This window comes from Microvirga guangxiensis (assembly GCF_900102135.1).
GTDB lineage: Bacteria > Pseudomonadota > Alphaproteobacteria > Rhizobiales > Beijerinckiaceae > Microvirga > Microvirga guangxiensis.
This window is the reverse complement of sequence record NZ_FMVJ01000002.1, coordinates 396,006-420,319: the sequence shown is the minus strand read 5'-3', so window position 1 is coordinate 420,319 and position 24,314 is coordinate 396,006. Positions and strand designations below refer to the sequence as shown.

Below are 24,314 nucleotides of genomic sequence, written 5' to 3'. Positions count from 1 at the left end.
CATTTCAAAGGCTTTTTACGCCTGGGTAAACCATTGCCCTTGATCTCCCGGCCGATTGCGCCATCAGGTTAGCCCAAGCTCAATAAGGGAGATTGTTTATGGAATACCTGCATACGATGGTCCGGGTTTCTAACCTGGAACAGTCCCTCGACTTCTTCTGCAACAAGTTCGGTCTTGTCGAAGTCCGCCGGACCGAAAACGAGAAGGGCCGTTTCACCCTCGTTTTCCTGGCCGCTCCCGGTGATTTGGAAAAAGCCAAGGACACGAAGGCGCCGCTGCTGGAGCTCACCTATAACTGGGACGAGCATGAATATGCCGGCGGCCGGAACTTCGGCCATCTGGCCTACCGGGTCGACGATATCTATGAGATCTGCCAGAGGCTGATGGATGCGGGCGTCACCATCAACCGTCCGCCGCGTGACGGCTACATGGCCTTTGTCAAAACTCCCGACAACATCTCCATCGAATTGCTGCAGCGCGGTGAGCCCAAGCCGGCGCAGGAGCCCTGGGCTTCGATGCCGAACACGGGTTCTTGGTAAGCCTGGGTGTTCGTAGAAAGTATCCTTGGCGAAAAGCTCTTGCTCCTCCATTCTTCCCGGCCCACCATAACAGGCCGGGAAGAGCCCGGCGGAGGATAATCTTGGCAAGAGACGCAATTCGTTTCTGGCGGAATGGTCAGCCCATCGAAGTTTCCGGCTTTCACCCGCGGACTACCCTTCTGGACTATTTGAGACTTCAGGAGCGTCGGGTCGGAACGAAGGAGGGCTGCGCCGAGGGCGATTGCGGAGCCTGTACGGTTGCACTCGGTCGCATTCGGGACGGGCGCGTTCAATATGAACCCATCAATGCCTGTATTCTGCTTCTCGGCCAAGTAGACGGCGCCGAGGTCGTAACCGTCGAGGATCTGGCGCAAGGTAGCGACCTTCACCCTGTTCAGTCCGCCATGGTTGCCCATCATGGATCTCAATGCGGTTTCTGTACCCCCGGCATCGTGATGAGCCTCTTTACGCTCTATCACCAGGATGCCGAGCGGCGATTGAGCCGCGAACACGTCAATGATGTCCTCGCTGGTAACCTTTGCCGCTGCACAGGCTATCGTCCCATCGTCGACGCGGCCCTCGAGGCCTGCGCCGGCGCTCCCCAGGATACATTCGCACAAGCCAGCGAGACAACGATACGCGGTCTCACCGAGCTGGCTGACGAGCAGGATCTCTTCATTGGCAACGAAGCACGCTTCTTTGCCGCGCCAGCGAGCGAAGCCTCACTCGCAACCCTCTATGCGCAGCACCCTGATGCCACGCTGGTGGCCGGCTGTACGGATGTGGGCTTGTGGATCACCAAGGGGATGGCCGAGCTCGACAGGATGATCTGGCTGGGGCGCGTTGCAGGCCTCGACAGGATCGAGGATGGTACGGACGCGCTGACCATCGGCGCAACGGTCACCCACGCACAGGCCTATGCGGGCCTTCAAAACATCGATCCCGATCTCGGCGAACTCATGCGCCGTTTCGGGTCCGCTCAGGTGCGTGCCTCCGGAACCGTAGGCGGCAATATCGCCAACGGCTCGCCCATCGGCGATCTTGCGCCTGCTCTCATTGCGCTGGACGCCACGCTTGAGCTGCGCCGAGGCGAGAGCACGCGCAATATACCCCTTGAAGATTTCTTCATCGCCTATCGCAAGCAGGACCGTTTACCCGGCGAGTTCGTGCGGAGCATCAAGGTGCCGAAGCTCAAAGGCCATGAGGCGTTTCGCGCCTACAAGGTTTCCAAACGCTTCGACGAGGATATCTCCGCTGTCATGGGAGCGTTCAGGTTCGCGCTCGATGGCCGCAAGATCGTTCAGGCGCGCATTGCCTTCGGGGGCATGGCGGGCATACCGAAGCGCGCATCGGAGACGGAAGCCGCGCTCATCGGCGTTTCCCTCGACGAGCCTGCCTCGTGGGGGGATGCTATGGCCGCCGTCGCGCGCGACTACCAGCCGCTCGACGATCACCGCGCGTCTGCCGCCTATCGCGCAACGGTTGCTCGAAACCTCGTGTTCAAGGCCTTGAGCGAGACAGCATCCGGCGCCACGCGTCCTACGCGTATCGTCGGCCAGCGCGAAACGCTGGCAGCTGCGGAGTAAGACCATGAATGAGCAATCGAAGGTCGGCGCAGCTTTCGTCTCCTCCTTGAGGGAGGGGAGCGCTCCCGAGGGAGCGGAAGCGCTCCGCCATGTGCGCAAACCCCTGCCGCACGATTCCGGACCCAAACATGTGCAGGGTGTTGCGCAATATATCGACGACATCCGCGAGCCCGAGGGCACGCTTCATATCGCTATCGGACAGGCGCCGAAAGCGCGTGGGCGCCTCGTCTCGCTCGATGTCTCAGCCGTTCGCAAGACGCCCGGCGTCGTTGCGGTTCTCACCATTGCCGATATTCCCGGCAAGAACGACGTCTCGCCTGCTTTCGGCGACGATCCTTTGTTCGTTGACAGTGAGATCAGCTTTCGCGGGCAAGCTGTGTTTGCTGTCGTTGCCACGAGTCGCGATATTGCGCGGCGCGCGGTGAAGCATGCGGTGATGGAGATTGAATCTGAGGCGCCGAGTGTCACCGTCGAGGACGCATTGGCGCGCGGCGAAACCGTTCTTCCTGACTATTCTTACGGTCGTGGTGACGTCGATGCCGTCGTCGCGGCAGCGCCGCATCGGCTTCAAGGCCAGTTCCGTGTCGGTGGGCAGGAGCACTTCTATCTCGAAGGCCAAGTGGCTTTCGCCATTCCGGGGGAGGATGGCGATATCCATGTCTATTCCTCGACCCAGCATCCTACCGAAGTGCAGCATGTGGTCGCCCGGGTTCTGGATATTCCCGATGCTTATGTGACCTGCGAAACCCGCCGCATGGGCGGCGGGTTCGGCGGCAAGGAAAGTCAGGCCACGCAATGGGCCGTGACGGCGGCGCTGGCTGCGCGGGTAACCGGGCGCCCCTGCAAGATCCGCCTGGATCGCGACGACGATTTCATCCTCACCGGCAAGCGGCACGATTTCCGCTGCGACTGGCGCGTGGGTTTCGATGTAGAGGGGCGAATCCAGGGCTATGGCGTCGACCTTCTCGCGCGCTGCGGCTATTCGGCTGACCTTTCGGCTGGCGTGGTGGACCGCGCCATGTTCCATGCGGACAACGCCTATTGGATGCCTGCCGTCCATGTCGCCTCGAAGCGGGTCAAGACCAATACAGTGTCGAACACCGCCTTCCGCGGCTTCGGCGGTCCACAGGGCATGTTGGCCATCGAGCATGTGATGGATCAGATCGCCTGGGCGACGGGGCAGGATCCGCTCGATGTCCGCTATGCCAACTTTTATCGCCCGGGTGAGAATGTCACGCCCTACGGCATGGAGGTGGAGGAAACCGACACGCTTCTGAACCTCGTGCGGACGCTGGAGGAAACCTCAGGCTACCGTGAGCGCCGCAAGGAGATTGCAGCTTTCAATGCGTCTTCACCGATCATGAAGCGCGGATTGTCGCTGACACCGGTCAAGTTCGGCATCAGCTTCACCCTGACCCATATGAACCAGGCCGGTGCTCTGGTTCATGTATACCAGGACGGGTCCGTACATCTGAACCACGGCGGCACAGAGATGGGGCAGGGGCTTTACATCAAGGTGGCGCAGGTTGTGGCCGAGGAGTTCGGCATTGCCATGGAGCGTGTGCGCATCACCGCGACAACAACGGCGAAAGTGCCCAACACCTCACCGACGGCGGCCTCCTCCGGCTCCGATCTCAACGGCATGGCGGCGAAGGTCGCTGCTGGCGCGATCAAGAAGCGCATGATCGCTTACGCTGCCGAGGCATACAACGTTCCCGAGGCTCAGATCGAGTTCCGGGATGACCGCGTGTTCATAGGGAACCAAAGCATCCCGTTCGATGAGCTGGTGAAGAAGTGCATCCTCGCGCGCGTTCCGATGTCCGAAGCCGGACATTACAAGACGCCGAAGATCACTTGGGATCGCGCCAAGGGTACGGGCCGCCCCTTTTTCTATTTCGCCTACGGTGCGGCGTGCTCGGAAGTAATCGTCGATACGCTGACCGGCGAGAACCGCGTGCTGCGTACGGATATCCTCCACGATGTCGGGCGCTCCTTGAATCCAGCCATCGACATCGGGCAGATCGAGGGCGGCTTCGTGCAGGGCATGGGCTGGCTCACCACCGAGGAGCTGGTATTCAGCAAGGAGGGTCATCTGCTCACGCACGCGCCCTCCACTTACAAGATCCCGGTAGCCTCGGACGTACCTTCCGATTTTCGCGTAGCGCTCTATCCCAACACTAACCGGGAGGAGACGATCTACCGCTCCAAGGCCGTAGGCGAGCCGCCGATCATGCTGGCGAACAGCGTGTTCTGCGCATTGGCCGATGCGATCCACGCGCTCGATCCGTCGAAGCCTGTTCTGCTGCACGCACCCGCGACGCCCGAGGCGATCCTGCGCGCCTGCGAAGCCTTGCGGGGGAGGTCGATGGGGTGAGGGCTTGGCGACAGCTCACCGAGTTGATTGAGCGGCATGGGGTTGCGGCCCTGATTACCGTGCATGACGTGAAAGGTTCCGCGCCTCGCGAGAAGGATGCGCGTATGGTCGTGCGGCCGGATGGGGCTTTTCACGGCACCATCGGCGGCGGGCAGCTCGAGTTTCTGGTGCTCGACATCGCCCACGAGATGCTGAAGGCGGGGAGAGGGCCTGCACGCATCGTCGATCAGGCCCTCGGACCCGATCTCGGACAGTGCTGCGGCGGGCGCGTGAAGATCCTCATCGAGACCTTCGACAAGCAAGACCTCGACGACATCTCTCCTTTTGTTGCCATGGAGAGTAAAGGCGGGCTGTTCGATCTCGAATGCCGGATGGAGGCAGGGCGCGTCGGGCGCGAAATGGCATCGGAAGCGGATGTCAGCCCAGGCGCTGAATGGCGTGAGACCCATGGCGAGGACCGCACGCCGGTTCTTCTCTTCGGCGCGGGCCACGTGGGACGGGCGCTCGTTCTGGCGCTTGCGCCTCTGCCGTTTTCCATTCGCTGGTTGGACGATCGCGAGGGGGCTTTTCCCGCTCACGTTCCCGCAAATACTTCAGCGGTGCAGATGAGGAGCCCCGAGGCCGAGATAGCCGAGGCGCGGCCGGATTCCATGATCCTCGTGATGACCCACGACCACCCCCTCGACATGGCGATTGCGGCGGCAGCCTTGCAGCGGGGTTTCCCTTATGTCGGCCTCATCGGCAGCGCCACCAAGCGGGCACGGTTCGAAAAGCGCTTCCGGGAACTCGGGTTGCCCCAGGAGCGTATCGACGCCCTGATCTGCCCCATCGGGGTTGCCGGCGTCGCGGACAAGGATCCGGCGGTGATCGCGGCCTCGGTGGCAGCGCAGCTTCTCCAGACGCGGGAGCGCCGGCAGCTTGACCGAAAACTCTCGCCACTCGACGCAGCAGGCGGTACATAAGCCCCATGACTGACACGAACACTCAGGACCAGCGCTACCTGAAGCGCGCCATCGACCTGTCTCGCGAGCACATGGATGACGGGGCCGGCGGGCCGTTCGGAGCCGTCATCGTTCGAGACGGCAAGGTTCTGGCTGAAGGCTGGAACCAGGTAACTTCCGCCAATGATCCTACTGCCCATGCCGAGGTAACGGCGATCCGTCGGGCCTGCGAGGCGGTCGGCGATTTTTCCCTGGAAGGCGCAACGCTCTATACGAGTTGCGAGCCCTGTCCCATGTGCCTGGCCTCTGCCTATTGGGCACGGGTGTCCCGGATCGTCTTCGCCAATACCCGCCAGGATGCTGCCGAGATTGGGTTTGACGACAGCCTGATCTACGACGAAATTCCCAAGCCTATTTCGGAGCGTATCATTCCGACCGATCATTTGCCGAGCCTGGAGGCCAAGGCCGTGTTCCAGGCGTGGGCGGACAAGCCCGACAAGATCGAGTATTAACTTGGCCGATTGCGTTTCCTATCTATCGCTGATCCAGCACTGACCAGAGACAAAGCCATGCCCCGCGTCACCACTATCGTTCGCAAGCCCGCCGTAAAGGCAGACCGTGTCGTCGACACGGTGATCCTCGACCATGAGGCGAGGAGCCGCCGGCAGGCGAGGCTGACGGCTGAAGGCGGCATCGAGATCCTGATCGATCTCGATATGGAAACCACCATCAATGACGGCGATGCCCTGCGCCTGGAGGACGGCAGCCTTGTTCAGGTGAAGGCGAAGGCCGAGGGCCTGCTGGAAGTGAAGGCGGAGAACCCCTTGCGTCTCATGCGTCTTGCCTGGCACCTCGGCTCCAATCATGGCCTCGCCGAGATCAAGAACGATGCTCTCTACATCGAGAACGATCCGGCTCTCGCGGAGCTCGCGCGCGGGCAGGGCTGCACCGTGACGCCGGTGGAGCGCCCCTTCAAGCCCGAGCGCAGCACCCATGTCTGCGACCATGATCACCATCATCACGGGCACGGGCATGATCACCACCATCATGACCATGCTCACGCTCATGAGCATCATGGCCATTCCCACGATCACAAGCATGACCACGGCCATCAACACGAGCACGGTCATGGCTGTGGATGCGGCCATCATCATGGACACGACCACAAGCATGATCATTGATCATGTGAATATCTGACGCATTCGATGTCCAAGACGACCCGCGCCACGCAGGCCCTGCAGCAGGCCGGTGTTTCCTTTACAGTCCATGCCTACGAGTATGATCCCAATGCGGAGCGCATCGGTCTGCAGGCAGCCGAGGCCATCGGCGCGGACCCTAACAGCGTGCTGAAGACGCTGATGGTGCTGGTGGATGGAAAGCCCGCCTGCGTCGTCGTTCCCTCCGACAAGGAGGTGAACCTGAAGAAGCTCGCCTCGACGCTCGGCGGCAAGGCGGCGCAGATGATGAAGCCCGCCGATGCGGAGCGCCTGACCGGCTATCACGTGGGAGGCATCAGCCCCTTCGGTCAGAAGAAACGCGTTCCAACTGTCATGGAGCAATCCGCTTTTGAGCATCCGGAAGTGTTCATGAACGGTGGTCAGCGAGGCCTTCAGGTGAAGCTCAAGCCGAGCGATGCGGCAAAGACGCTGGACGCCAAGGTGGCGGCGGTGATCTGACCCGCCTTCCGTGATCGCACCCTCGTGGCCGGACATGATCCGGCCACGAAGGATATGCGTTAAAGAGTGAAGTCACCCAGGTCGGCGTGGAAATCGAGCTTCTTCGGCAAAAAGTCCAGCAAATGCTCCCGAATTTCTGGGAGAGCCTCGTGATGTGCCGCTGCGAATTCGGTCAGGGTTTCAGAACTCCATATATCGGTAATGCCATCGATCACGTCCCCAGGAGAAACACTTGCTTCTCCGAAGACGAATGAAAAGGCATCCTCAGTGAGGGTGATAGGGATGCTGGGATCGTCCGTGCCAGCGAGCCTGGAACTCAAGTCCAGCAGCCTCTGAGCCGCAAGGGTGAGAATGGGGTCATCCTGCGCCGTGAGCACGGCTGCCGTCTGCTGCAGCCATTCGGTCAGGGCCGCCACTTCTTGCGGTTCGGGTGAGATGCTGCCCTCCTCGATGCGGTCGATGGCGCTTTCGATGATCGTCTGCACGTCGACGGTTGCCAGGAGCTCAGGGCGGCCGTTTACGACGGCGATCTGGTAGAGCATGGCCAAGGCTGCCCCGCCCGCATAAAGATCGCCTTCTCCTGTAACTTCATCGGGGGACTGCCTCAGGATTCCCTTGATCAGCTGAAGGTCGGCTTGAGCGCGCAGGAGGGTATCAGGCTGGTCATAGGCTCTGTCATGGCGGCGGAACAGGGCGTCGAGGGAATCTTCGGGTGGCACGGTGTAATCACCGGGCTCATCGTCGCCGACGAACTCACCGCCCGTCCAGTTCGGGCCGCCGTAATTGCCGTAAGTGGGAATGGGAAGACCGCCGGGGCCTTCGGTCAGAAGCAGCCAGTTGATCTGCATATTTCCGTCCTCATCTGAAGCCTATGTTTTCGATGGGCTAGGTTCGGTCGAGCTTGCAGGTCACCGGCTCAATCCGGCCAGAATGCGGTAGCTGGGCTATTGCGGGACAACGATTCCAGCCTCTGTGACATTGCTGCCCGCTTATTTTCCTTGAGATTAGGGTTGCCATGTCGGAAAAGGCTGCTCGAAGGCTGATAACCCGGAAAGCTCTCCTAGAAACTATTTCGAGATGACCCAGAAGTTCTTCACCGTTGCGCCGATGATGGATTGGACCGACCGGCATTGCCGCGCGTTCCATCGCGTCATGTCGCGCCGGGCGCGCCTTTATACGGAGATGGTCACCACGGGTGCGGTCATTTTCGGTCCGCGCGAGCGTTTGCTTGGCTTCAGCGACGCGGAGCATCCGGTAGCGGTGCAGCTGGGAGGCTCGAACCCGGAGGAGCTCGCGAAGGCCGCGAGGATCTGCGCCGAGTTCGGCTATGACGAGATCAATCTCAATGTAGGTTGCCCCTCCGACCGGGTGCAGAACGGCCGCTTCGGCGCTTGCCTGATGCAGGAGCCGGTGCTTGTCGGCGAATGCGTGGCGGCCATGAAGGCTGCGGTTTCTCTGCCCGTCACGGTCAAGTGCCGCATCGGCGTGGACGATCAGGATACGGAGGAGGCGCTCGACCGCCTCACCGATTGCGTGGTCACGGCAGGCTGCGACGAGTTGACGGTCCATGCGCGCAAGGCTTGGCTGAAGGGCCTTTCTCCGAAGGAGAACCGGGACATCCCGCCGCTCGATTACAATCGCGTCTATCGGCTGAAGGCGGCTCGGCCCGATTTGCCCATCGCCATCAATGGCGGCATCAAGACCTGGGCCGAGATTCACGAGCATCTCAAACACGTAGACGGCGTCATGCTGGGCCGCATCGCCTATCACGAGCCCGAGATTCTGCTTGGCGTGGACCGCGAGCTTTATGGCGAGGAGCCGCCGGTCGCCGACGGCTTCGAAGCCGTGGAGGCCTATGAGTCCTACATCGCGGCGCAGCTGGAAAAGGGCGAGCGCCTGAGCAACATCACCCGCCACATGCTCGGCCTCTTCACAGGCCGTCCGGGTGCGCGCGCCTTCCGGCGACATCTGGCCACGGAAGCGGTGAAGCCGGGCGCGAACCTGCAAACCCTGCGCGATGCGGTGGCGCATGTGTCGCGGGGGTTTGCCTTGGATACGGCTGCGGAGTAAGACGGCTCTCCTCCGGCGGTGAAGTCGATTGGATATTCTCCGCTTCGTCCGGAATGACGGCTTGGATCAGTCGCCTTCCTTGGCGCGCAGTATCAGCCTGTTCCCCCGCACTTCATACGACCCAAGTCGCTCCAGGAATGTCATGCCGAGGAGATTGGCGTGCAGGACGCCTTCGCGCGCGATGAGGGCGCGGACATTGCGCTCCGTGATCGAGCCAATGGACAGGGTCTCCACCACCACCGATGCTGCAAGCGCACCGCCATTGGCCGTCGCGACTGGCACGGAATAGTTCAGCGTTTCCGGCTTGAAGCCGAGGGCAGCGGCGTTCTCCGCGCGCAGCACCACCGTGCTTGCGCCTGTGTCGAAGACGAAGCGCGTATCATTGCCGTTCACCTTGCCTTGCAGCAGAAAGCTGCCGTCCGTCTTGCGGGCAGCGACAACTTCGCCGTCCGGCGTCACCACGGTACGTCCCACCGCAATGTCGCCGATGGCGCGGTCGATCACGGCCTGCAATTCGCCGCGTGCGCCGAACATGACAAGAAGCGCGATCAGCACTCCGCCGCTCACGGCGGTGGCCTGTACCCCATAGGTCCAATGCTGGCCAAAGCCTTCGATGATGGCGGCAGCGAGGATTAGACTGATGCCTCCGAACGCCAAAAGACCTGCTGCCTCGAGCGGGGAGAGATCGGCTATGTTCCGATCGGAGAACATGGCGATGAGCAGCGCTGCAATCAGAAGAAATCCGCCTGCGCCACGAATGCCCGGCATCACTCGGCCTTGTCGCGCTCAGGGGTGAAGGCTTCGCGCATGCGCTCCGGCAGTTCGGCCATGATGCGCTGGCGCTCCTCTTCCGGAATCCGGTACCAGCTCGCAATCTCAGCCCGCGTGCGGCCACAGCCTTCGCAGAGGCCCGTTTCGGGGTCGAGGGTACAGACGCGGATGCAGGGGCTGGAGACGCGGGCCATATCTCTCACATGTTGTTACGGTTGAGCCGCGGTCAAGAGGCCGATGAGCGCAGCGATTTCCGCGATCTGCTGCGTTGCGCCCGCAATATCGCCCGTCTGACCACCGAGATGCTTCATGGACAGGCGGATGAAGCCCCATCCCGTCAGCCCCGAGAGAATGAGCATGAGTGCAACGCCGGATGGCGGCAGGTTGCCGATCATGCCGAGGATGATGGTGATCAGCCCTGCCAGCGCCGCCGCGAACCAGAACCCTTCCCGGGTAGGCTGTCCGACCGCATAGGCCGCTCCATCGATGCGGGCAGGGGGCAGGAACACGAGGGGCATGAGACCGATCGTCCGGGAGAGAGAGGCGGTAATCAGAAGGGCAAGCATCCCCGTTTGCCACCCGGCGACGGAGGTGAGCCCGGCAAGCGCTCCGATGCGCAGCAGCAGGCCTAGGAAGAGGGCGGAGGCCCCGAAGGAGCCGATCCGGCTGTCGCGCATGATCTCCAGGCGGCGCTCGCGGGTCGAGCCGCCGAAGCTGTCGGCGGTATCGGCAAGGCCGTCCTCGTGGAAGGCCCCCGTCGTGAGCGTCGCTGCGGCGACTGCCAGGGTGGCTGAAAGCCAAGGGCCGAGGGCCAGGAAATAAGAGAGCGCGAAGACCAGCGCCGGAATGCCCCCCAGGATCAGCCCGGCAAGCGGCAGAACCCGGACAAGGCGCGAGAAATCCGGCAGCGCATGGGCGTTCTGCTCCCAGGGCAGGGGTGGAACCGGAAGGCGCGAATAGAAGCGCAGGCAATGGGCCAGATCGATGGTCGTGGCCTGCCAGAAGCCGGTTGGCGCGCCCTGCGGCGTTTCGATTTGCTCGGACATGCTTCACCCCACGCAATCAGGCCGCTATAGGTCACGCCTCTTCAGATTCCGCAATGCCCCCTGGGCCGGAGCCTTCCATGACCAATGCCTCACCCTTCGACGATATCCGCCGCCTGATCACGACCATGCCCGGTCCAGACGAGGCGGCCATCGAGGCGGTGCGGCTGCGGGATCGACAACTCACCAAGCCCGCCGGGAGCCTGGGGCGCTTGGAATGGATCGCCGAATGGCTCGCCGCCTGGCAGGGCAAGCCTAACCCGACAGCGGACCGCCCGCTGGTCTGCGTCTTCGCCGGGAGCCATGGGGTGACGGCGAAGGGCGTCTCGGCCTTTCCGTCCGACGTGAACCGCCAGATGCTCGAGAACTTTGCTGCTGGTGGAGCGGCCATCAACCAGATCTGCGCGGCTTACGGCCTTGGCTTCAAGGTGTTCGACCTCGCCATCGACATGCCCACCGGCGACATTACCGAGGCGGAGGCCATGGATGAGAAGGCCTGCGTCGCTACCATGGCCTTCGGCATGGAGGCGATTGCCGGCGGCACGGACCTGCTCGCGATCGGCGAAATGGGCATCGGCAACACGACCGTGGCTGCCGCCATCTATATGGCCCTTTTTGGCGGCCCTGCCGAGCATTGGGTAGGCCGCGGCACGGGCTTGGACGAAGAGGGCTTGAAGCGCAAGATTGCCGCCGTGGAGGCTGCCGTCGCCCATCATCGCGAGCATCTCAAGGATCCGCTGGAGGTCTTGCGCCGTCTCGGCGGGCGCGAGGTCGCGGCAATGGCCGGTGCGATTCTTGCCGCGCGGCTGCAGAAGATTCCCGTAGTGATCGACGGTTATGTGGCGACCGCCGCGGCCGCGGTGCTTCACGCCATCCATCCCTCGACCATCGATCATTGCATCGCCGGTCATCTGAGCGCCGAGGGCGCGCACCAGGATGTACTGGCGCGCCTCGGAAAAATTCCGCTGCTCGCGCTCGGCATGCGCCTCGGCGAAGGCTCGGGCGCCGCCCTTGCCATGGGCATCGTGAAGGCTGCCGCCGCCGTTCATCGCGATATGGCGACCTTCGGTCAGGCTGGAGTCTCCGAGCGCCTGTCGTGAGAATGCGCCGGCGCCGCTCTAAAGCGAAGGGCCTTCAATCCCTCGTCATCGCGCTGGCGCTCGCCGCCGGATCGGTCGTCGTGCTGAAGCCGAACGAGCGGAGCTTGGAAGGCCGCGCCCAGGTCACCGACGGCGATACGATCCGCATCGGCGAAGCCAGGATCCGCCTCAAGGGTATCGACGCACCGGAGATGGAGCAGACCTGTTCCCGCGCAGGACGCTCTTATCGCTGCGGCGACATGGCGAGACGGGCGCTCATCGACATGGTCTCCGGCGAGAACGTGCAATGCCGGGCTGCGGGCCGTGACCGGTATCAGCGCATTCTCGCGCGCTGCACCGTGAAAGGCAGCGATATCGGAGCCCGCATGGTTGAGGACGGCTGGGCCGTCTCGTATGGGCGCGATTACGATCTTCAGGAAATGCGCGCGCAGAGCCGCTCTGTGGGGCTCTGGTCGGGTGAGTTCGAGCGCCCACAGGATTGGCGTCGCTCTCGGGGCTAGGCCTTGGTGTGACGTCTCGGCGCGTCGCCAACATGCGCCAGCATTCCTATCTGAAGAGCATGCCTTCCTCCGATTTCGATGACCTTGCCCGGCAGCTTCGCGCCTGCCGGATCTGCCGGGATGAGCCGCGATACGGCTCGGCACTGCCGCATGAGCCGCGCCCCATCATCCAGGGCAGCATTTCCGCGCGTCTTTGCATCGCAAGCCAGGCTCCCGGTACCCGGGCGCATGCCAGCGGCGTTCCGTTCGATGATCGCTCGGGAACGCGTCTGCGTGAATGGCTGGGGCTCGACAAGGCCACGTTCTACGATGCCTCCAAGGTTGCCATAGTGCCCATGGGTTCCTGTTTTCCCGGGCAGGACGCCAAGGGTGGCGATCTCGGCCCGCGCCGCGAATGCGCCGAGGCTTGGCGGCAGCCCTTGTTTCAGGCGCTGCCCGATCTCGAACTTGTTCTCCTCATCGGCCAATATGCTCAGGCCTGGCATCTCTGCGACGGTTTTCGCGATGGGCTGACGAGCACCGTGCGCCGTTGGCGGGAGATTCTCTCCGGCCCGCAAAAGCCCCGTATCCTGCCGCTGCCTCATCCATCCTGGCGCAACAACGGGTGGCTGAAGACCAATTCCTGGTTTGAAGAGGAGCTTTTGCCTGTTCTTCGGTCCGAAATCCGCTCTATGTTCAAGCTCGACCATTGAGGAGCTTGAGTCATGAGTCCCACGACCCTGCGCTGCACCGTTGAAGGGGCCGTCGCGACGATCGCGCTGGCCCGCCCCGACAAGCTGAACGCTCTGAACGGCACCATGCATGCCGAATTGCGTGAGGCGCTCGACAAGTGCGAGCAGGACGAGGCTGTGCGCGTGGTGGTGCTGACGGGTGAGGGCAGGGCCTTTTCCTCGGGCCAGGATCTTACGGAGAACCTGCCACAGGACGAGCAGGGCCGCATCGATCTCGGGCCGCCGTTGGCCCGCGACTACAATCCGCTTGTCCTCAAGCTCGCCAATTATCCCAAGATCACCATCGCCGCGCTCAACGGACCGGCGGTCGGCGCGTCCATGAACATCGCGCTCGCCTGCGACATCGTCGTGGCTGCGCGCTCCGCCTATCTGCAGGAGGCCTTCGCGAGGATCGCTCTCGTGCCGGACGCGGGCGGAACCTGGATCCTGCCCCGACTTGTCGGTCCCAAGCTGGCGCTGGCGCTCATGCTCACAGCCGAACCCGTTTCTGCGGAGGAGGCGCAACGCATGGGACTGATCTTCAAGGTCTTCGACGACGGCTCCTTCCCGGTGGATGTAGCGGGGTTTGCAGCCGGCATCGCCGCCGGCCCTGGTCTCGCCCAGCGGCTGACCAAGCAGGCCGTGGCGCAGAGCCTCTCCAACGACTTACAGGCGCAGCTCGATTTGGAGGCCAAGTTACAGCGGGAAGCAGGCTTCAGCCGGGATTTCATGGAGGGCATCACATCCTTCCGCGAGAAGCGCGCTCCCCGCTTCGAAGGACGATAAGAGGTTAAACCATGCGCCGTCTTCCCTGGATTCTCATTCTCGCGACTTTGGCTATCGTGATCGCCTTGTTCATGGGCCGCGACCCGGAACATGCTCAAAAGTTGTCCGAAATGTATCGGGACGCTGCATTCACCGGCGAGGCCCGGGAGATGGTTCTCATGCTGCTCGCCCTCGGGATCGGCGGCTTCATCGTTTACCTCACCATGACTCGGCGCTGAGCAACCGCGCGTTCCCCTTTGTTCACGGGGCGTTCAACTGTATCACCTTACCTCTGGCGTGAAATGCCCGGTTCTCGGGCGAGGGAAGGTCCGCGTACCGTGCACCACATGAAACGTGCTATCGTTTTTGCTGTTTTCGTCTTGACGGCTTTTGCCGGGACAATGTCGGCTGCTTCCGCCCAGCAGCGGCTCGCGCTGGTGATCGGCCAGAGCGCCTATGACGGGCGCGTGCTTGCCACCGCCGCCAACGATGCGGGCTTGATTGCGCAGACGCTCACCAGCGCCGGGTTCGAAGTCGTTCAGGGGCGGGATCTCAACGCCAACGATCTGCGCAGCGTCGTGCGCGATTTCCTGGATAAGGCCCAGACGCTCGAGAGCGACGGCGCCGTGATGGTCTATCTCTCGGGTTACGGCATTCAGCTCGAAGGCGAGAACTACCTCCTGCCGGTCGACGCTCGCATTCAGCGCGATGTGGACGTGCCCATTGAGGGCTTTCGCCTGTCGGATCTGGTCCGGTCCCTGGAACGCACTCCGGCGCAGGTCCGCATCGTCGTGGCAGACATGGCGCGCGATTATGCAATGCCTGCGGGAAGCGAGCCCATCGCCCGCGGTCTTGCCCTCGTGGAGCCGCCGTCCGGCTTCCTGATCGCGTTCTCCTCGGCTCCGAACATCACGACCGGCGATGCACCCGGACCTTACGGTCATTATGCGACCGCTCTCGCCGAGACGATCCGCCAGCCGGGCGTGCCGGTGGATGAGGTGTTCAACCGCGTTCGCCTGCGTACGCACGAGACGACCAAGGGATTGCAGACGCCTTGGCACATGGCCAATCTCGGCAATGCTCCCTTCGTGTTCTTCGAACCCACGGAATCGGCCTCTGCTGTCGCGCCTCCGGTTCGTCAGGTCCGTCGCATCGAGGATGTGCCTGCCGAGGAGGCCTACAACATCGCCGTCGAACGCGACACGATCCAGGATTATCAAGCCTTCCTGCGCCGCTATCCCGATCATCCCCTCTCCCGCCGTGTGTCGGCTCTGCTGGCCGCGCGCCGCGAGGCTGTCGTCTGGCGTCAAACCGTTCGACGCAACACGAGCGAAGCCTACTGGACCTATCTGCGCCGCTATCCGAACGGCCCTCACGCCGCCGATAGCCGGCGCAAGCTTGCGCGCCTTTCCGCCCCCGTCGCTCCGCCACCGGCCTTCGAGGAGATCGTCTATGAGGATCTGCCGCCTCCGCTTCCGGGCGTGGAGCGAATCGAGGTGGTCGAAGTGGTGACGATCATCCGCGATGCCCCGCCTCCGCCGCCCCCACCGATCTATCTGCTGCCGGATTACGAGGAGGATGTGGAATTCGTGGAGATCATTCGCGAACCGCCTCCGCCTCCGATCCTGGTCGGTGTGCTGCCGATCCCGGCTCCTTTCCCGGTGCCGCGCTATGCTCGCCCGCCGCGCTCGTACTACGAGCCCATCGCGCCTGTGACGCCGCGCGGGCCGGTTGCCATTCCGGTCGCCCGTCCGCCGATCCGCGAACCATTTGTCGGCCGTCCCAATGAACCCCGGCTACGCCCTCAGCGGCCCGATCCGGCGATCCCGCGCCAGCCCGGCCTGACGGCGCAGCCGGTGCCGATCTCCGTCCCGTCCCATCCTCCGGTTGTGAGCCCGCAAGCACCCGGTCCTCGGACGCAGCCGCCGCGACTGCCGAGCCGCCCGATGCCGCCGGTCACGGCCCCCGGGGCGCGCCCTCAATCTCCCGCGCCCGCTCGCCCTGAGCCGGGGCAGGTGAGACTGCCGCCGGATCGGCAGCCTACCGTTCGGCCACAGTCTGTCCAGCCCGCGCCAAGCGTGCAGAGACCGAGCGCGGATGGAGAGCGTCCTGCGCCGCGTTTCCAGCGTCCCGCGGCGGATCGGGATCCGCCGCCCAGCATGCGCCCGCAAAGGCCCGCTATGGGATTTGACGGTCCAGGTGCGCCGCGTGCGCGTCCCCCAGAAGAGAGCCGTCAGGCGGTTCCACGTCCTCAACGTCCCCGTATCGAGGAGGAGCGTCCCCGTCCGGTGAATCCTGCAGCGCAGCCCGCGCGGCCGAGCCCGTCGCCGGAGGCACGTCCGAGGTTCTCCTCGCCCGAAGCCCGACCGATGCAGCCGCGTCCGATGCCTCAGCCGATGCCGCAGCAGGCACGCCCCGCGATGCAGCCGCGTCCTGTGCCGGAGTTCAGGCCGTCGCCTCAGGCGAGGCCGCAGCCTATGGCTCCGGCGGCCCGATCCGCTCCGCAGCCGCAGCCGCAGCGGGCTTCCCCGCAGGCCCCCAACCAGCGCCCGCAATGTCCGCCTGGACGCCCTTGCAGGCCGGAATGAGCAAATAAAAAGCGCCGGAGCCTGAAAAGCTCCGGCGCTTTCACGTTCAGGGCTGAAAAGCCTTCGCTTACTTTTCGAGGCGCGCGATGAGGCTCGACGTGTCCCAGCGGTTGCCACCCATCTTCTGGATGTCGGCATAGAATTGATCGACCAGAGCCGTGACAGGCACGCTCGCGCCGCTCTTGCGGGCTTCGTTGAGGACGATGGAAAGATCCTTGCGCATCCAGTCCACGGCGAAGCCGAAATCGAACTTGCCCTGATTCATCGTCTTGCCGCGGTTTTCCATCTGCCAGGAGCCAGCGGCACCTTTCGAAATCACGTCGAGCACAGCCTCGATGTCGAGACCTGCACGCTTGCCGAAGTGGATGCCTTCCGCCAGGCCTTGGACAAGCCCTGCAATGCAGATCTGATTGATCATTTTGGTGAGTTGGCCCGCACCGGTTTCGCCCATGAGGCGGCAGGCGCGCGCGAAGCTCATGATCGCCGGCTCGGCTTTGGCATAGGCATCCGCATCGCCACCGCACATTACCGTCAGCACGCCATTCTCGGCTCCGGCCTGACCGCCGGAGACCGGCGCGTCGACGAAGGCGAAGCCTTTGGTCTTGGCGGCAGCATACAATTCGCGGGCCACTTCCGCCGAGGCGGTGGTGTGATCGACGAAGATGGCGCCTTTGTCCATGCCGTGGAACGCGCCATCCTCACCGATGGTGACTTGGCGCAGATCGTCGTCGTTGCCTACACAGGCGAACACGATCTCCTGGCCCTGCGCTGCCTCGCGCGGGGTCCGGGCGGCGCGGCCACCATTTTCGGATACCCATTTGTCGGCTTTTTCCGCCGTGCGATTATAGACCGTCACCTCATGGCCCTTGGCCGCGAGATGCCGCGCCATGGGATATCCCATCACGCCAAGACCCAGAAAGGCAACCTTCGCCATCGTCCGCTCCCATACTGTTCCTTTGGTTGTAGGAACAGTGAGGGCAGGGGTCAAACGAGTCTATTTGATATCGAAGGAAAAATACTTGGCGCGGATCCGGTCGTAAGTTCCGTCCGCTTTCACCTGCGCGATGGCGCGATTGAATCTTTCGCGCAGGGCTTCGTCGTCTTTACGAAGCCCGATGCCGTAAACTTCGCGGCGATAGGCCGGATCGGCGGGCGCATCGCCCAGCACATGGCAGCACTCGCCCTCGCGGCTCTGCAGGAATCTGGAAAGCAGGAGTTCGTCTCCGAACACGGCATCGAGGCGCCCCACGAGCAGATCGAGATTGGCCTCGTCGGCCTTGGCGTAGGGAGCTATCTCTGAGTTCGTATAGAAGGTTCTGAGATAGGTCTCGTGATCGCTGCGTTCTATGGTGCCGATCTTCTTTCCTGCCAGGGCCTGCGGGGTTACCTCTCCGCTCTTCATTTCCCTGGAGCCGATGAAGACGGCGGGGATGCGATAATAAGGATCGGAGAATGAGATCCTCTTCTGGCGTTTCTCCGTGATCTCCAGAGAGGACATGATCGCATCGTATTCGCGATTGATCAGGCCCTTGATGATCCCGTCCCATTCATGCTGGACGATCTCGCATGAGGATTCCATCACCTCGCAGAGACGCTTCAGAAGATCGACCTCGAAGCCCTGAAGTTCGTTGGTTGCCGGATCGATCTGGTTGAAGGGAGGATAGGCTCCCTCGATTGCGACGCGAATTGCAGGCTTCTGGATCGGCACCGTGTCCTGCGCAAAGGCTACAGGAGTTGCGAGGGCTGCCAGGAGGCTCGCAAGTAATAAGAGATTCCGCCCCGTAGCAAACGCGTTCACAGTTCTTCAGCCTGTTTGTTCAGTGCTGATATCACTTGAAAATCTTAAACAGTCAATTGTCCGAAAGCTCAGTATTATCACTGCTGAAATGTAGAGCGGTTACCCGCCTGTCATGCTCATGTGCCGTCCGACGGCGGGTCGGGCATGGTTGCGGTCAATGATGAAGTCATGCCCTTTGGGCTTGCGGGCAATGGCCTCGTTGATGGCCTGCACGAGCAATGCATTGTCCTGCGAGGCACGGACAGGCGCGCGCAGATCCGCTGCATCCTCCTGGCCCAGGCACATGAAGAGCTGGCCGGTGCAGGTCAGGCGCACCCGGTTGCAGCTCTCGCAGAAATTATGCGTCAGCGGCGTGATGAAGCCGAGCCTGCCGCCGGTTTCGGCCACCTGCACATAGCGTGCCGGGCCTCCGGTGCGGTCGGGAAGATCGTGCAGCGTGTAGCGCGCCTCGAGGCGCTGCCTCACGGTTGACAGCGGCAGATACTGGTCGACGCGCAGCCCGTCGATCTCGCCGAGCGGCATCACCTCGATCAGCGTCAGGTCCATGCCGCGCCCATGGGCCCAGTGCATGAGGCTCTCGATCTCGTCCTCGTTCACATCTTTCAGCGCGACGGCGTTGATCTTCACCTTCAGGCCGGCGGCCTGGGCGGCGTCCAGTCCCTGCAACACCTTGGACAGATCGCCCCAGCGGGTGATCCGGCGGAACTTGTCGGGATCGAGGGTATCGATGGAAACATTCACGCGCCTCACGCCGCAGGCGGCCAGCTCCTGTGCGAAGCGCGCGAGCTGCGAGCCGTTGGTGGTGACGGTGAGCTCGTCGAGGGCGCCGGTGTCGAGGTGGCGTGAGAGCGAGCGGAACAGGCTCATGATGTCGCGGCGCACGAGGGGCTCTCCGCCGGTGATGCGCAGCTTGCGCACGCCCTGCTCGACGAAGGCGGTGCAGACCCGGTCGAGCTCTTCGAGGCTGAGCAGGTCGCGCTTGGGCAGGAAGGACATGTCCTCGGACATGCAATAGACGCAGCGGAAATCGCAGCGGTCGGTCACCGAAATGCGCAGATAAGTGATCGCGCGCCCAAACGGGTCCAGCAGGGGGGAGCCGGAGGAAGGCGTCGGAAACCTGATCGTTGATCCCTCCATCGGGGGCTGATCCTCGGTGGTTGCGTGCGAAGGGTTGGTTTAGACTTCATATGTAGAGAGCTTCAGTCAAACCTCAAAGCCGGGAAGAGGTCCTATTCATGACGACAGAGCGCTGGCCCACGGAACTGCGCCTTGCCAAGGACAGGCGCAGCCTGCGCATCGCATTCGACGACGGAGCAGCCTTCGACCTTCCGGCAGAGTATTTGCGCGTGACGAGTCCTTCGGCGGAAGTGCAGGGTCATGGCCCGTCCGAGCGCAAAACGGTGCCAGGCAAGAAAAGCGTAGAGATCATCGGCGTCGAGCCGGTCGGGAATTATGCCGTCAGGCTTGTCTTCGACGATCTGCACGATACGGGCATTTATGGCTGGAACTATCTCTACGAACTTGGGGCCGGTTACGAGGAGAAGTGGCAGGCCTATCTCGACGAGCTTGCATCCAAAGGTCTATCGCGCGAGGGACTGCGCTGAACGCAATGGAAAAAGGCCGGCATTTGCCGGCCTTCCATCATCTTAGCAGGGGTGCGTCTCAGCGCTGAACGATCACTCGCGCACCGACTTTGGCGCGGTTGTAGAGGTCGATCACGTCCTCGTTAGTCATGCGGATGCACCCTGAGGAGACGGCCTCGCCTATGGTCTCGGGCTCGTTCGATCCATGGATGCGATAGATCGTGCTGCCGATATACATGGCGCGGGCGCCGAGGGGATTGTCGGGGCCGCCTTTCATGTAGCGGGGCAGATCGGGACGGCGCTTGAGCATTGCGGCCGGGGGGCGCCAATCCGGCCATTCGCGCTTCATGGTAATCGTGTTCGAGCCGCCCCAGGTGAAGCCCGGGCGTCCTACGCCGACGCCATAGCGCAGGGCCTTGCCGTCGCCCATCACGTAGTAAAGGCGGCGCTCGGAGGTGGAAACCACAATAGTGCCGGGAGCATAGCGGCCGCTGAAGGACACGACTTCGCGCGGAACAGGCGATGCCTGGGCTCTCACGCTCTGGTCTTCAGCCTGATAGAGGGGCTGGCGGGTGAGGGGATCGATTGCCGTAAATGCCGCAGCCGGGGTCGCCAGAGCGACGAAGGCGCAGGCAAGACCGAAGAGGGGTGCGCGCGTGCGTCCCATAATTGCCTCGAAATGAACAAGTTTGGTGGCGGGTTTGTGATCGTTGAACGCATATGGCCGCGTTTCGGATCCGACCTTTATCAGGGATTTGCTATAAAATCCTAGCCCAGAGATGCCACCATTTCGCCACGTCGTAACCGAGCGGTTAAAGCCATGCTGCCGCAATTGCCGTTGAAAAAATCTTCGTGCCGTTCTCGACTTCGTGGCTTGACGCAGAGCCCATGACGCCATTAGAAGGCGCTGGTCAGGGCGCGTAGCTCAGCGGGAGAGCATTCGCTTCACACGCGAAGGGTCACAGGTTCAATCCCTGTCGCGCCCACCATTCCTTCCTGACAGTCCAGTTTCATGGGGTGCGTTCGCAAGAGTGGGCGCAAGGCGCATTCATGCGCTCAAGCCGCAATCGGCTTCATCAGCGCCTCGACCGCAGCGAACAGCTCATCGAAATGGTCGATTACGATATCCGGGTTCAGGCTCTGCACCGGCACGTCCGTGTAGCCGAAGGGAACGGCAATCGACGGAATTCCGGCATTCTGCGCGGTTACGATGTCAGTGCGTGAATCCCCGACCATCACCGCCCGGGACGGATCGCCCCCAGCCCGCGCGATCGTCAGGGTCAGGTGCCGCGGGTCGGGCTTGAAATAAGCAAAGGTGTCACGACCGCAATTGGCCGCGAAGCGATGGCTGATCCCAAGAGCGTCGAGCAACCTGACCGAGTGCTCCTCGATCTTGTTGGTGCAGACCGCGAGAATGAAACCGGCCGCTTCAAGCCGATCCAGCGCCTCGATCACCCCGGGAAAGAGTTGGGTCCTGATGCAGATATTCTCGCTGTAATGCACCATGAACTGCTTGAAGAGCGCATCGAGATGAGCGGGAGCCAGTTCCTTCCTCGCTGCTTCGAAGCCGCGTTCGATCAGGGCCCTTGCCCCCGCGCCGATCATGTCGCGCGCCTGTTCGACCGGCAGTGAGGCGAGGCCCTCCTGCTCCAGAATGACGTTGAGCGTCCCCACCAGATCGCCGGCCGTATCGGCCAGGGTGCCGTCAAGATCGAAGACGGCGATAGGCGGGGCGATTTGCGGGGTATGAATGACCATGAAGCTCGGGTACCTGCTGCTGCTCAAATCAAGGGAATCAAGCGGAGGGGATGATATGGTGCTCCCGGTTGATTCGTTCTTAACCGTAATGGAGTGATGAATGCGGCTTTTTGGTTACGCTGCGTTTGTATCGACGGCCTTGGCCTTTGTGGGCATGTCGGGTTCGGTCCTGGCGGCCTCGTACGATTTCGTGCCAGCGCCGCAAACGGACCTGAACCGTATTTATAGGATCGATCGCGTCACCGGCGAGGTCAGCTCCTGCCAGTACGGGCTGCAGGAGGGCACCATCGGTGTCACCCTCTGCTTCAGCCCCGGCGAAGGGGCGGGCCCCCAGCAGCCTGGGGAATACGGGCTCGTCGCATCCCGTCACGAGCGTGAGGGCGGCGTGTTTCGGGTCAATTTCCGTACCGGCGACATGAGCATCTGCTACGTATTCGACCAGCAGGTCGTCTGCACGCCGCAGGCGAGGCCCTCGACGTCCGCGTCCACGATCGTCCCTGAGGCTGCGACACCGGGTGCGGGCTCGGGAACGGGGGCCTCCCCCCAGCGTCCATAACCCTGGCTTGGAGCTTTCTGCCCTGGCGCGGCGTGTGGAAAAGTGGATCCCGTTTTCACGCTCAACGCTGCGCTACCCTAGAAAGGGCATCCAATGGATCCCAAAACGGTTTCCATTTCGGGCTCGATGCCCGGACGAATATGAAACCATCTTTCTTTTCAACATCCCTACATGCTAGAGGCGGGCTGCGACCTGCCTTTCGGTTGGGGCGACATTTTAGAGGTCCTCAGTGAGCGACAATCTCAAGCGTGCAGCGGCCGAAAGGGCAGCCCAACTCGTAACCGACGGCATGAGGCTTGGCCTCGGCACCGGTTCGACGGCGGCGCATTTCGTGGCTGTCATCGGCGAGCGCGTGCGCGGCGGCCTGAAGGTCGTGGGCGTGCCGACCTCCGAGGCGACCCGCGAGCAGGCCCAACGCGAGGGGATCCCGCTCGCGACCCTCGACGAAATGCCGGAACTCGACCTGACGGTCGACGGCGCCGACGAACTCGATGACGACCTGCGCCTTGTGAAAGGCGGCGGCGGCGCATTGCTGCGTGAGAAGATCGTTGCATCGGCCAGCGCGCGCATGGTCGTGATTGCGGACGGCTCTAAGCGCGTCGCGAAGCTCGGCAAGTTTCCGCTGCCCATCGAAGTCGTCCCCTTCGGGCTCACGGCGACAGAGCGGGCTATCGGTAAGTTGCTGGAAAGCCTCAGCATGAAGGGCGAGCTGCGCCTGCGCCGCGCTGCCGATGGGGCGCCATATGTCACCGATGGCGGTCACTTCATTCTCGATGCCCATCTCGGGCGCATCGACAAACCTAACGTTCTCGCCTCGACGCTCAACAATATTCCCGGGGTCGTCGAGCACGGTCTCTTTATCGGCCTCGCTTCCGGCGCGATCCTCGCGACCGGGGAGGGGCTTGTCGAACTCGGTCAGCTCTGACCTCAGCCTTTCACGATTGGAGTCCCTTCTATGATCCGTTCCGCTTCACGCCTAGCTGCGACCTCCGTCGCGCTGTTCATGCTGGCAAGCCCTGTCTTCGCGCAGGCACAGCCGAGCGCCGGCCATCTGGCCGCCGCGCGCGAAGTTGCCATCAGCTCCGGCATGACGGGCGCCTTCGACGCGCTGGTCGGGCCGCTTCTCAGCCGCCTGCAGCGGATGAGCGTCACGAGCCCTGAAATCCAGAAGGACCTGGACGCGGTCGTGACTGCGCTTCGCCCCGAGGTCGAGCAGAAGAAGCAGGAGCTGATCGATGCGACCGCGCGCGTGCTGGCTACGACCATGACCGAGGCGGAGCTGAACGAGGTCGCAACCTTCTATAAGTCGGCCGTGGGCCAGAAATACGTGCAGGTTCAGCCCGGCGTGCTCGACAACGTCGTGCGCGAGATGGATATCTGGTCGCAGCGGACTTCGGAGTTCATCATGTCCCGCGCCCGTGAGGAAATGGGCAAGCGCGGTCATTCGCTGAACTGATCGGCAAGGATCGACGGTAAGAATAAAGCCCGGTTCGCCGGGCTTTATTCTTTAGGAGTATCGCTCTTGTCGGAGCTTGGCCTGGCCTTAGCCTTCTTGTTCGTGACCCATTTGCCGCGATGACCTTCAAGGAGGCTTCCATGAGCGAAGACTGGGCGGTCGACGTCAAGAAATATGCTCCGAGCGCAGACGACAAAGCGATTGCAGGTATCGTGCGATATCTGGGAATTGCCCTTCAGAAGAGGGACTCGGCCCTGGTGTCCTTCTCCGACCGGGATGAGTTGATCAGAGTTCGCGACGGCTTCCTGAAGAAGAAGCTCGGCCTGACCGCCTCCGATGCCGAATTGGACAAGGCGATCGCGGCAGTCGGCGAGAAGCTGAAAGGCGATCGAAGCAAGAACCGGGTGACCGTTTACTATCTGCTCGCCGAACAATTCGGAAAGCTGGCCGCCTTCTCATCGTGAGAGGCCAGTTCCTGAGAAGCAAAAAGGCCCGGTCTC

At 62.6% G+C, this 24,314-nt stretch carries 28 protein-coding genes and 1 tRNA gene; 20 read left to right on the top strand and 9 right to left on the bottom strand.

Annotation, left to right across the window (positions count from 1 at the left end; genetic code table 11):
- Positions 1–98: 98 nt before the first annotated feature.
- From BLP10_RS02035 to ybaK, 7 genes are all read left to right on the top strand, one after another.
- Positions 99–539 (top strand): VOC family protein, encoded by a 441-nt coding sequence (locus BLP10_RS02035; RefSeq protein WP_091129004.1) that lies wholly within the window; start codon positions 99–101, stop codon positions 537–539.
- Between the two features lie 101 nt (positions 540–640).
- Entirely contained in the window at positions 641–2,125 is a 1,485-nt protein-coding gene (gene xdhA / locus BLP10_RS02030; RefSeq protein ID WP_091129000.1) for a xanthine dehydrogenase small subunit, read from the top strand.
- 4 nt (positions 2,126–2,129) lie between these two features.
- Complete coding sequence (gene xdhB / locus BLP10_RS02025) at positions 2,130–4,499, top strand: xanthine dehydrogenase molybdopterin binding subunit (RefSeq protein WP_175493735.1); 2,370 nt, start codon at positions 2,130–2,132, stop codon at positions 4,497–4,499.
- The gene (gene xdhC, locus BLP10_RS02020) at positions 4,496–5,461 is read left to right on the top strand and encodes a xanthine dehydrogenase accessory protein XdhC (RefSeq protein ID WP_091128996.1); all 966 of its coding nucleotides are present in this window, start codon (positions 4,496–4,498) and stop codon (positions 5,459–5,461) included. Before xdhB ends, xdhC begins: the two co-directional genes overlap by 4 nt.
- A gap of 5 nt (positions 5,462–5,466) precedes the next feature.
- Positions 5,467–5,952, top strand: a complete 486-nt coding sequence (locus tag BLP10_RS02015; RefSeq protein ID WP_091128993.1) for a nucleoside deaminase — start codon at positions 5,467–5,469, stop codon at positions 5,950–5,952.
- Between the two features lie 57 nt (positions 5,953–6,009).
- A complete protein-coding gene (locus BLP10_RS02010) occupies positions 6,010–6,621 on the top strand; it encodes an urease accessory protein UreE (RefSeq protein ID WP_091128991.1) in 612 nt (203 codons plus the stop codon).
- 24 nt (positions 6,622–6,645) lie between these two features.
- Complete coding sequence (ybaK, locus tag BLP10_RS02005) at positions 6,646–7,116, top strand: Cys-tRNA(Pro) deacylase (RefSeq protein ID WP_091128987.1); 471 nt, start codon at positions 6,646–6,648, stop codon at positions 7,114–7,116.
- A 59-nt stretch (positions 7,117–7,175) separates the two neighbouring features.
- Here ybaK and BLP10_RS02000 read toward each other — a convergent pair whose 3' ends face one another.
- The gene (locus BLP10_RS02000) at positions 7,176–7,964 is read right to left on the bottom strand and encodes a phospholipase A2 family protein (RefSeq protein ID WP_091128984.1); all 789 of its coding nucleotides are present in this window, start codon (positions 7,962–7,964) and stop codon (positions 7,176–7,178) included.
- Between the two features lie 229 nt (positions 7,965–8,193).
- Here BLP10_RS02000 and dusA point away from each other — a divergent pair, with 229 nt between their 5' ends.
- Positions 8,194–9,186, top strand: coding sequence for a tRNA dihydrouridine(20/20a) synthase DusA (gene dusA, locus BLP10_RS01995; RefSeq protein WP_091128980.1), 993 nt, complete (start codon positions 8,194–8,196; stop codon positions 9,184–9,186).
- A gap of 66 nt (positions 9,187–9,252) precedes the next feature.
- Here the strand turns inward: dusA and BLP10_RS01990 are convergent, their stop codons facing one another.
- Genes BLP10_RS01990 through BLP10_RS01980 form a run of 3 tightly spaced genes read right to left on the bottom strand, consistent with a single transcriptional unit; the run spans position 9,253 to position 11,003 of the window.
- Positions 9,253–9,954: a retropepsin-like aspartic protease family protein gene (locus BLP10_RS01990; protein ID WP_244510346.1), complete on the bottom strand. Its 702-nt coding sequence runs from the start codon at positions 9,952–9,954 to the stop codon at positions 9,253–9,255.
- On the bottom strand, positions 9,954–10,151 hold the full coding sequence (locus tag BLP10_RS01985) for a DUF1289 domain-containing protein (RefSeq protein ID WP_091128977.1): 198 nt from the start codon (positions 10,149–10,151) through the stop codon (positions 9,954–9,956). Before BLP10_RS01985 ends, BLP10_RS01990 begins: the two co-directional genes overlap by 1 nt.
- 15 nt (positions 10,152–10,166) lie before the next feature.
- Positions 10,167–11,003: an adenosylcobinamide-GDP ribazoletransferase gene (locus BLP10_RS01980; RefSeq protein ID WP_091128974.1), complete on the bottom strand. Its 837-nt coding sequence runs from the start codon at positions 11,001–11,003 to the stop codon at positions 10,167–10,169.
- Positions 11,004–11,080: 77 nt separating this feature from the next.
- Between BLP10_RS01980 and cobT the strand changes: the two genes are divergently transcribed.
- The 6 genes from cobT to BLP10_RS01950 all read left to right on the top strand — a co-directional run bounded on the left by cobT (position 11,081) and on the right by BLP10_RS01950 (position 16,663).
- Positions 11,081–12,100 (top strand): nicotinate-nucleotide--dimethylbenzimidazole phosphoribosyltransferase, encoded by a 1,020-nt coding sequence (cobT, locus tag BLP10_RS01975; protein WP_091128971.1) that lies wholly within the window; start codon positions 11,081–11,083, stop codon positions 12,098–12,100.
- Between the two features lie 2 nt (positions 12,101–12,102).
- Entirely contained in the window at positions 12,103–12,600 is a 498-nt protein-coding gene (locus tag BLP10_RS01970; RefSeq protein ID WP_091128967.1) for a thermonuclease family protein, read from the top strand.
- A 59-nt stretch (positions 12,601–12,659) separates the two neighbouring features.
- Positions 12,660–13,292: a uracil-DNA glycosylase family protein gene (locus BLP10_RS01965; RefSeq protein ID WP_091130054.1), complete on the top strand. Its 633-nt coding sequence runs from the start codon at positions 12,660–12,662 to the stop codon at positions 13,290–13,292.
- A gap of 12 nt (positions 13,293–13,304) precedes the next feature.
- Positions 13,305–14,096, top strand: coding sequence for an enoyl-CoA hydratase-related protein (locus tag BLP10_RS01960; protein WP_091128963.1), 792 nt, complete (start codon positions 13,305–13,307; stop codon positions 14,094–14,096).
- Positions 14,097–14,107: 11 nt separating this feature from the next.
- On the top strand, positions 14,108–14,314 hold the full coding sequence (locus BLP10_RS01955) for a hypothetical protein (RefSeq protein ID WP_091128960.1): 207 nt from the start codon (positions 14,108–14,110) through the stop codon (positions 14,312–14,314).
- 108 nt (positions 14,315–14,422) lie between these two features.
- Positions 14,423–16,663: a caspase family protein gene (locus tag BLP10_RS01950; RefSeq protein ID WP_175493734.1), complete on the top strand. Its 2,241-nt coding sequence runs from the start codon at positions 14,423–14,425 to the stop codon at positions 16,661–16,663.
- Positions 16,664–16,730: 67 nt separating this feature from the next.
- On the opposite strand, the gene BLP10_RS01945 is transcribed toward BLP10_RS01950, so the two are convergent.
- The 3 genes from BLP10_RS01945 to moaA all read right to left on the bottom strand — a co-directional run bounded on the left by BLP10_RS01945 (position 16,731) and on the right by moaA (position 19,598).
- Positions 16,731–17,597 (bottom strand): NAD(P)-dependent oxidoreductase, encoded by an 867-nt coding sequence (locus BLP10_RS01945; protein WP_091128951.1) that lies wholly within the window; start codon positions 17,595–17,597, stop codon positions 16,731–16,733.
- Between the two features lie 60 nt (positions 17,598–17,657).
- Positions 17,658–18,461: an ABC transporter substrate-binding protein gene (locus tag BLP10_RS01940; protein ID WP_091128948.1), complete on the bottom strand. Its 804-nt coding sequence runs from the start codon at positions 18,459–18,461 to the stop codon at positions 17,658–17,660.
- Positions 18,462–18,560: 99 nt separating this feature from the next.
- Positions 18,561–19,598 (bottom strand): GTP 3',8-cyclase MoaA, encoded by a 1,038-nt coding sequence (gene moaA / locus BLP10_RS01935; RefSeq protein WP_091128945.1) that lies wholly within the window; start codon positions 19,596–19,598, stop codon positions 18,561–18,563.
- Positions 19,599–19,696: 98 nt separating this feature from the next.
- On the opposite strand from moaA, the gene BLP10_RS01930 reads away from it, so the two are divergent.
- Positions 19,697–20,065 (top strand): gamma-butyrobetaine hydroxylase family protein, encoded by a 369-nt coding sequence (locus BLP10_RS01930; RefSeq protein ID WP_091128939.1) that lies wholly within the window; start codon positions 19,697–19,699, stop codon positions 20,063–20,065.
- A 58-nt stretch (positions 20,066–20,123) separates the two neighbouring features.
- Here the strand turns inward: BLP10_RS01930 and BLP10_RS01925 are convergent, their stop codons facing one another.
- Positions 20,124–20,711, bottom strand: a complete 588-nt coding sequence (locus BLP10_RS01925) for a L,D-transpeptidase (protein ID WP_091128936.1) — start codon at positions 20,709–20,711, stop codon at positions 20,124–20,126.
- Between the two features lie 247 nt (positions 20,712–20,958).
- Here BLP10_RS01925 and BLP10_RS01920 point away from each other — a divergent pair.
- A tRNA-Val gene (locus BLP10_RS01920) sits at positions 20,959–21,033 on the top strand.
- A gap of 67 nt (positions 21,034–21,100) precedes the next feature.
- Here BLP10_RS01920 and BLP10_RS01915 read toward each other — a convergent pair.
- Positions 21,101–21,802 carry an HAD family hydrolase gene (locus BLP10_RS01915; RefSeq protein WP_091128933.1) on the bottom strand — a complete coding sequence of 234 codons (702 nt, stop codon included), beginning with the start codon at positions 21,800–21,802 and terminating at the stop codon, positions 21,101–21,103.
- A gap of 100 nt (positions 21,803–21,902) precedes the next feature.
- Here BLP10_RS01915 and BLP10_RS01910 point away from each other — a divergent pair, with 100 nt between their 5' ends.
- The 4 genes from BLP10_RS01910 to BLP10_RS01895 all read left to right on the top strand — a co-directional run bounded on the left by BLP10_RS01910 (position 21,903) and on the right by BLP10_RS01895 (position 24,278).
- Positions 21,903–22,358 carry a hypothetical protein gene (locus BLP10_RS01910; RefSeq protein WP_091128929.1) on the top strand — a complete coding sequence of 152 codons (456 nt, stop codon included), beginning with the start codon at positions 21,903–21,905 and terminating at the stop codon, positions 22,356–22,358.
- A 229-nt stretch (positions 22,359–22,587) separates the two neighbouring features.
- Positions 22,588–23,283: a ribose-5-phosphate isomerase RpiA gene (gene rpiA / locus BLP10_RS01905; RefSeq protein WP_091128926.1), complete on the top strand. Its 696-nt coding sequence runs from the start codon at positions 22,588–22,590 to the stop codon at positions 23,281–23,283.
- Positions 23,284–23,313: 30 nt separating this feature from the next.
- Positions 23,314–23,814 carry a DUF2059 domain-containing protein gene (locus tag BLP10_RS01900; RefSeq protein WP_091128922.1) on the top strand — a complete coding sequence of 167 codons (501 nt, stop codon included), beginning with the start codon at positions 23,314–23,316 and terminating at the stop codon, positions 23,812–23,814.
- 140 nt (positions 23,815–23,954) lie between these two features.
- The gene (locus BLP10_RS01895) at positions 23,955–24,278 is read left to right on the top strand and encodes a DUF2853 family protein (protein ID WP_091128919.1); all 324 of its coding nucleotides are present in this window, start codon (positions 23,955–23,957) and stop codon (positions 24,276–24,278) included.
- Positions 24,279–24,314: the final 36 nt, after the last annotated feature.

Bases quoted from the DNA above. Each gene is read 5' to 3' on its own strand.
- BLP10_RS01955 (WP_091128960.1), top strand. From the start codon at position 14,108: ATGCGCCGTCTTCCCTGGATTCTCATTCTCGCGACTTTGGCTATCGTG.
- BLP10_RS01900 (WP_091128922.1), top strand. From the start codon at position 23,314: ATGATCCGTTCCGCTTCACGCCTAGCTGCGACCTCCGTCGCGCTGTTC.
- BLP10_RS01980 (WP_091128974.1), bottom strand. From the start codon at position 11,003: ATGTCCGAGCAAATCGAAACGCCGCAGGGCGCGCCAACCGGCTTCTGG.
- BLP10_RS01895 (WP_091128919.1), top strand. From the start codon at position 23,955: ATGAGCGAAGACTGGGCGGTCGACGTCAAGAAATATGCTCCGAGCGCA.
- BLP10_RS01965 (WP_091130054.1), top strand. From the start codon at position 12,660: ATGCCTTCCTCCGATTTCGATGACCTTGCCCGGCAGCTTCGCGCCTGC.
- BLP10_RS01985 (WP_091128977.1), bottom strand. From the start codon at position 10,151: ATGGCCCGCGTCTCCAGCCCCTGCATCCGCGTCTGTACCCTCGACCCC.
- moaA (WP_091128945.1), bottom strand. From the start codon at position 19,598: ATGGAGGGATCAACGATCAGGTTTCCGACGCCTTCCTCCGGCTCCCCC.
- BLP10_RS01970 (WP_091128967.1), top strand. From the start codon at position 12,103: ATGCGCCGGCGCCGCTCTAAAGCGAAGGGCCTTCAATCCCTCGTCATC.
- BLP10_RS02015 (WP_091128993.1), top strand. From the start codon at position 5,467: ATGACTGACACGAACACTCAGGACCAGCGCTACCTGAAGCGCGCCATC.
- BLP10_RS01960 (WP_091128963.1), top strand. From the start codon at position 13,305: ATGAGTCCCACGACCCTGCGCTGCACCGTTGAAGGGGCCGTCGCGACG.
- BLP10_RS02010 (WP_091128991.1), top strand. From the start codon at position 6,010: ATGCCCCGCGTCACCACTATCGTTCGCAAGCCCGCCGTAAAGGCAGAC.
- BLP10_RS02035 (WP_091129004.1), top strand. From the start codon at position 99: ATGGAATACCTGCATACGATGGTCCGGGTTTCTAACCTGGAACAGTCC.
- BLP10_RS01915 (WP_091128933.1), bottom strand. From the start codon at position 21,802: ATGGTCATTCATACCCCGCAAATCGCCCCGCCTATCGCCGTCTTCGAT.
- BLP10_RS01930 (WP_091128939.1), top strand. From the start codon at position 19,697: ATGACGACAGAGCGCTGGCCCACGGAACTGCGCCTTGCCAAGGACAGG.
- ybaK (WP_091128987.1), top strand. From the start codon at position 6,646: ATGTCCAAGACGACCCGCGCCACGCAGGCCCTGCAGCAGGCCGGTGTT.
- cobT (WP_091128971.1), top strand. From the start codon at position 11,081: ATGACCAATGCCTCACCCTTCGACGATATCCGCCGCCTGATCACGACC.
- BLP10_RS01910 (WP_091128929.1), top strand. From the start codon at position 21,903: ATGCGGCTTTTTGGTTACGCTGCGTTTGTATCGACGGCCTTGGCCTTT.
- BLP10_RS01950 (WP_175493734.1), top strand. From the start codon at position 14,423: ATGAAACGTGCTATCGTTTTTGCTGTTTTCGTCTTGACGGCTTTTGCC.
- dusA (WP_091128980.1), top strand. From the start codon at position 8,194: ATGACCCAGAAGTTCTTCACCGTTGCGCCGATGATGGATTGGACCGAC.
- xdhB (WP_175493735.1), top strand. From the start codon at position 2,130: ATGAATGAGCAATCGAAGGTCGGCGCAGCTTTCGTCTCCTCCTTGAGG.
- BLP10_RS02000 (WP_091128984.1), bottom strand. From the start codon at position 7,964: ATGCAGATCAACTGGCTGCTTCTGACCGAAGGCCCCGGCGGTCTTCCC.
- BLP10_RS01925 (WP_091128936.1), bottom strand. From the start codon at position 20,711: ATGGGACGCACGCGCGCACCCCTCTTCGGTCTTGCCTGCGCCTTCGTC.
- BLP10_RS01945 (WP_091128951.1), bottom strand. From the start codon at position 17,597: ATGGCGAAGGTTGCCTTTCTGGGTCTTGGCGTGATGGGATATCCCATG.
- BLP10_RS01990 (WP_244510346.1), bottom strand. From the start codon at position 9,954: ATGCCGGGCATTCGTGGCGCAGGCGGATTTCTTCTGATTGCAGCGCTG.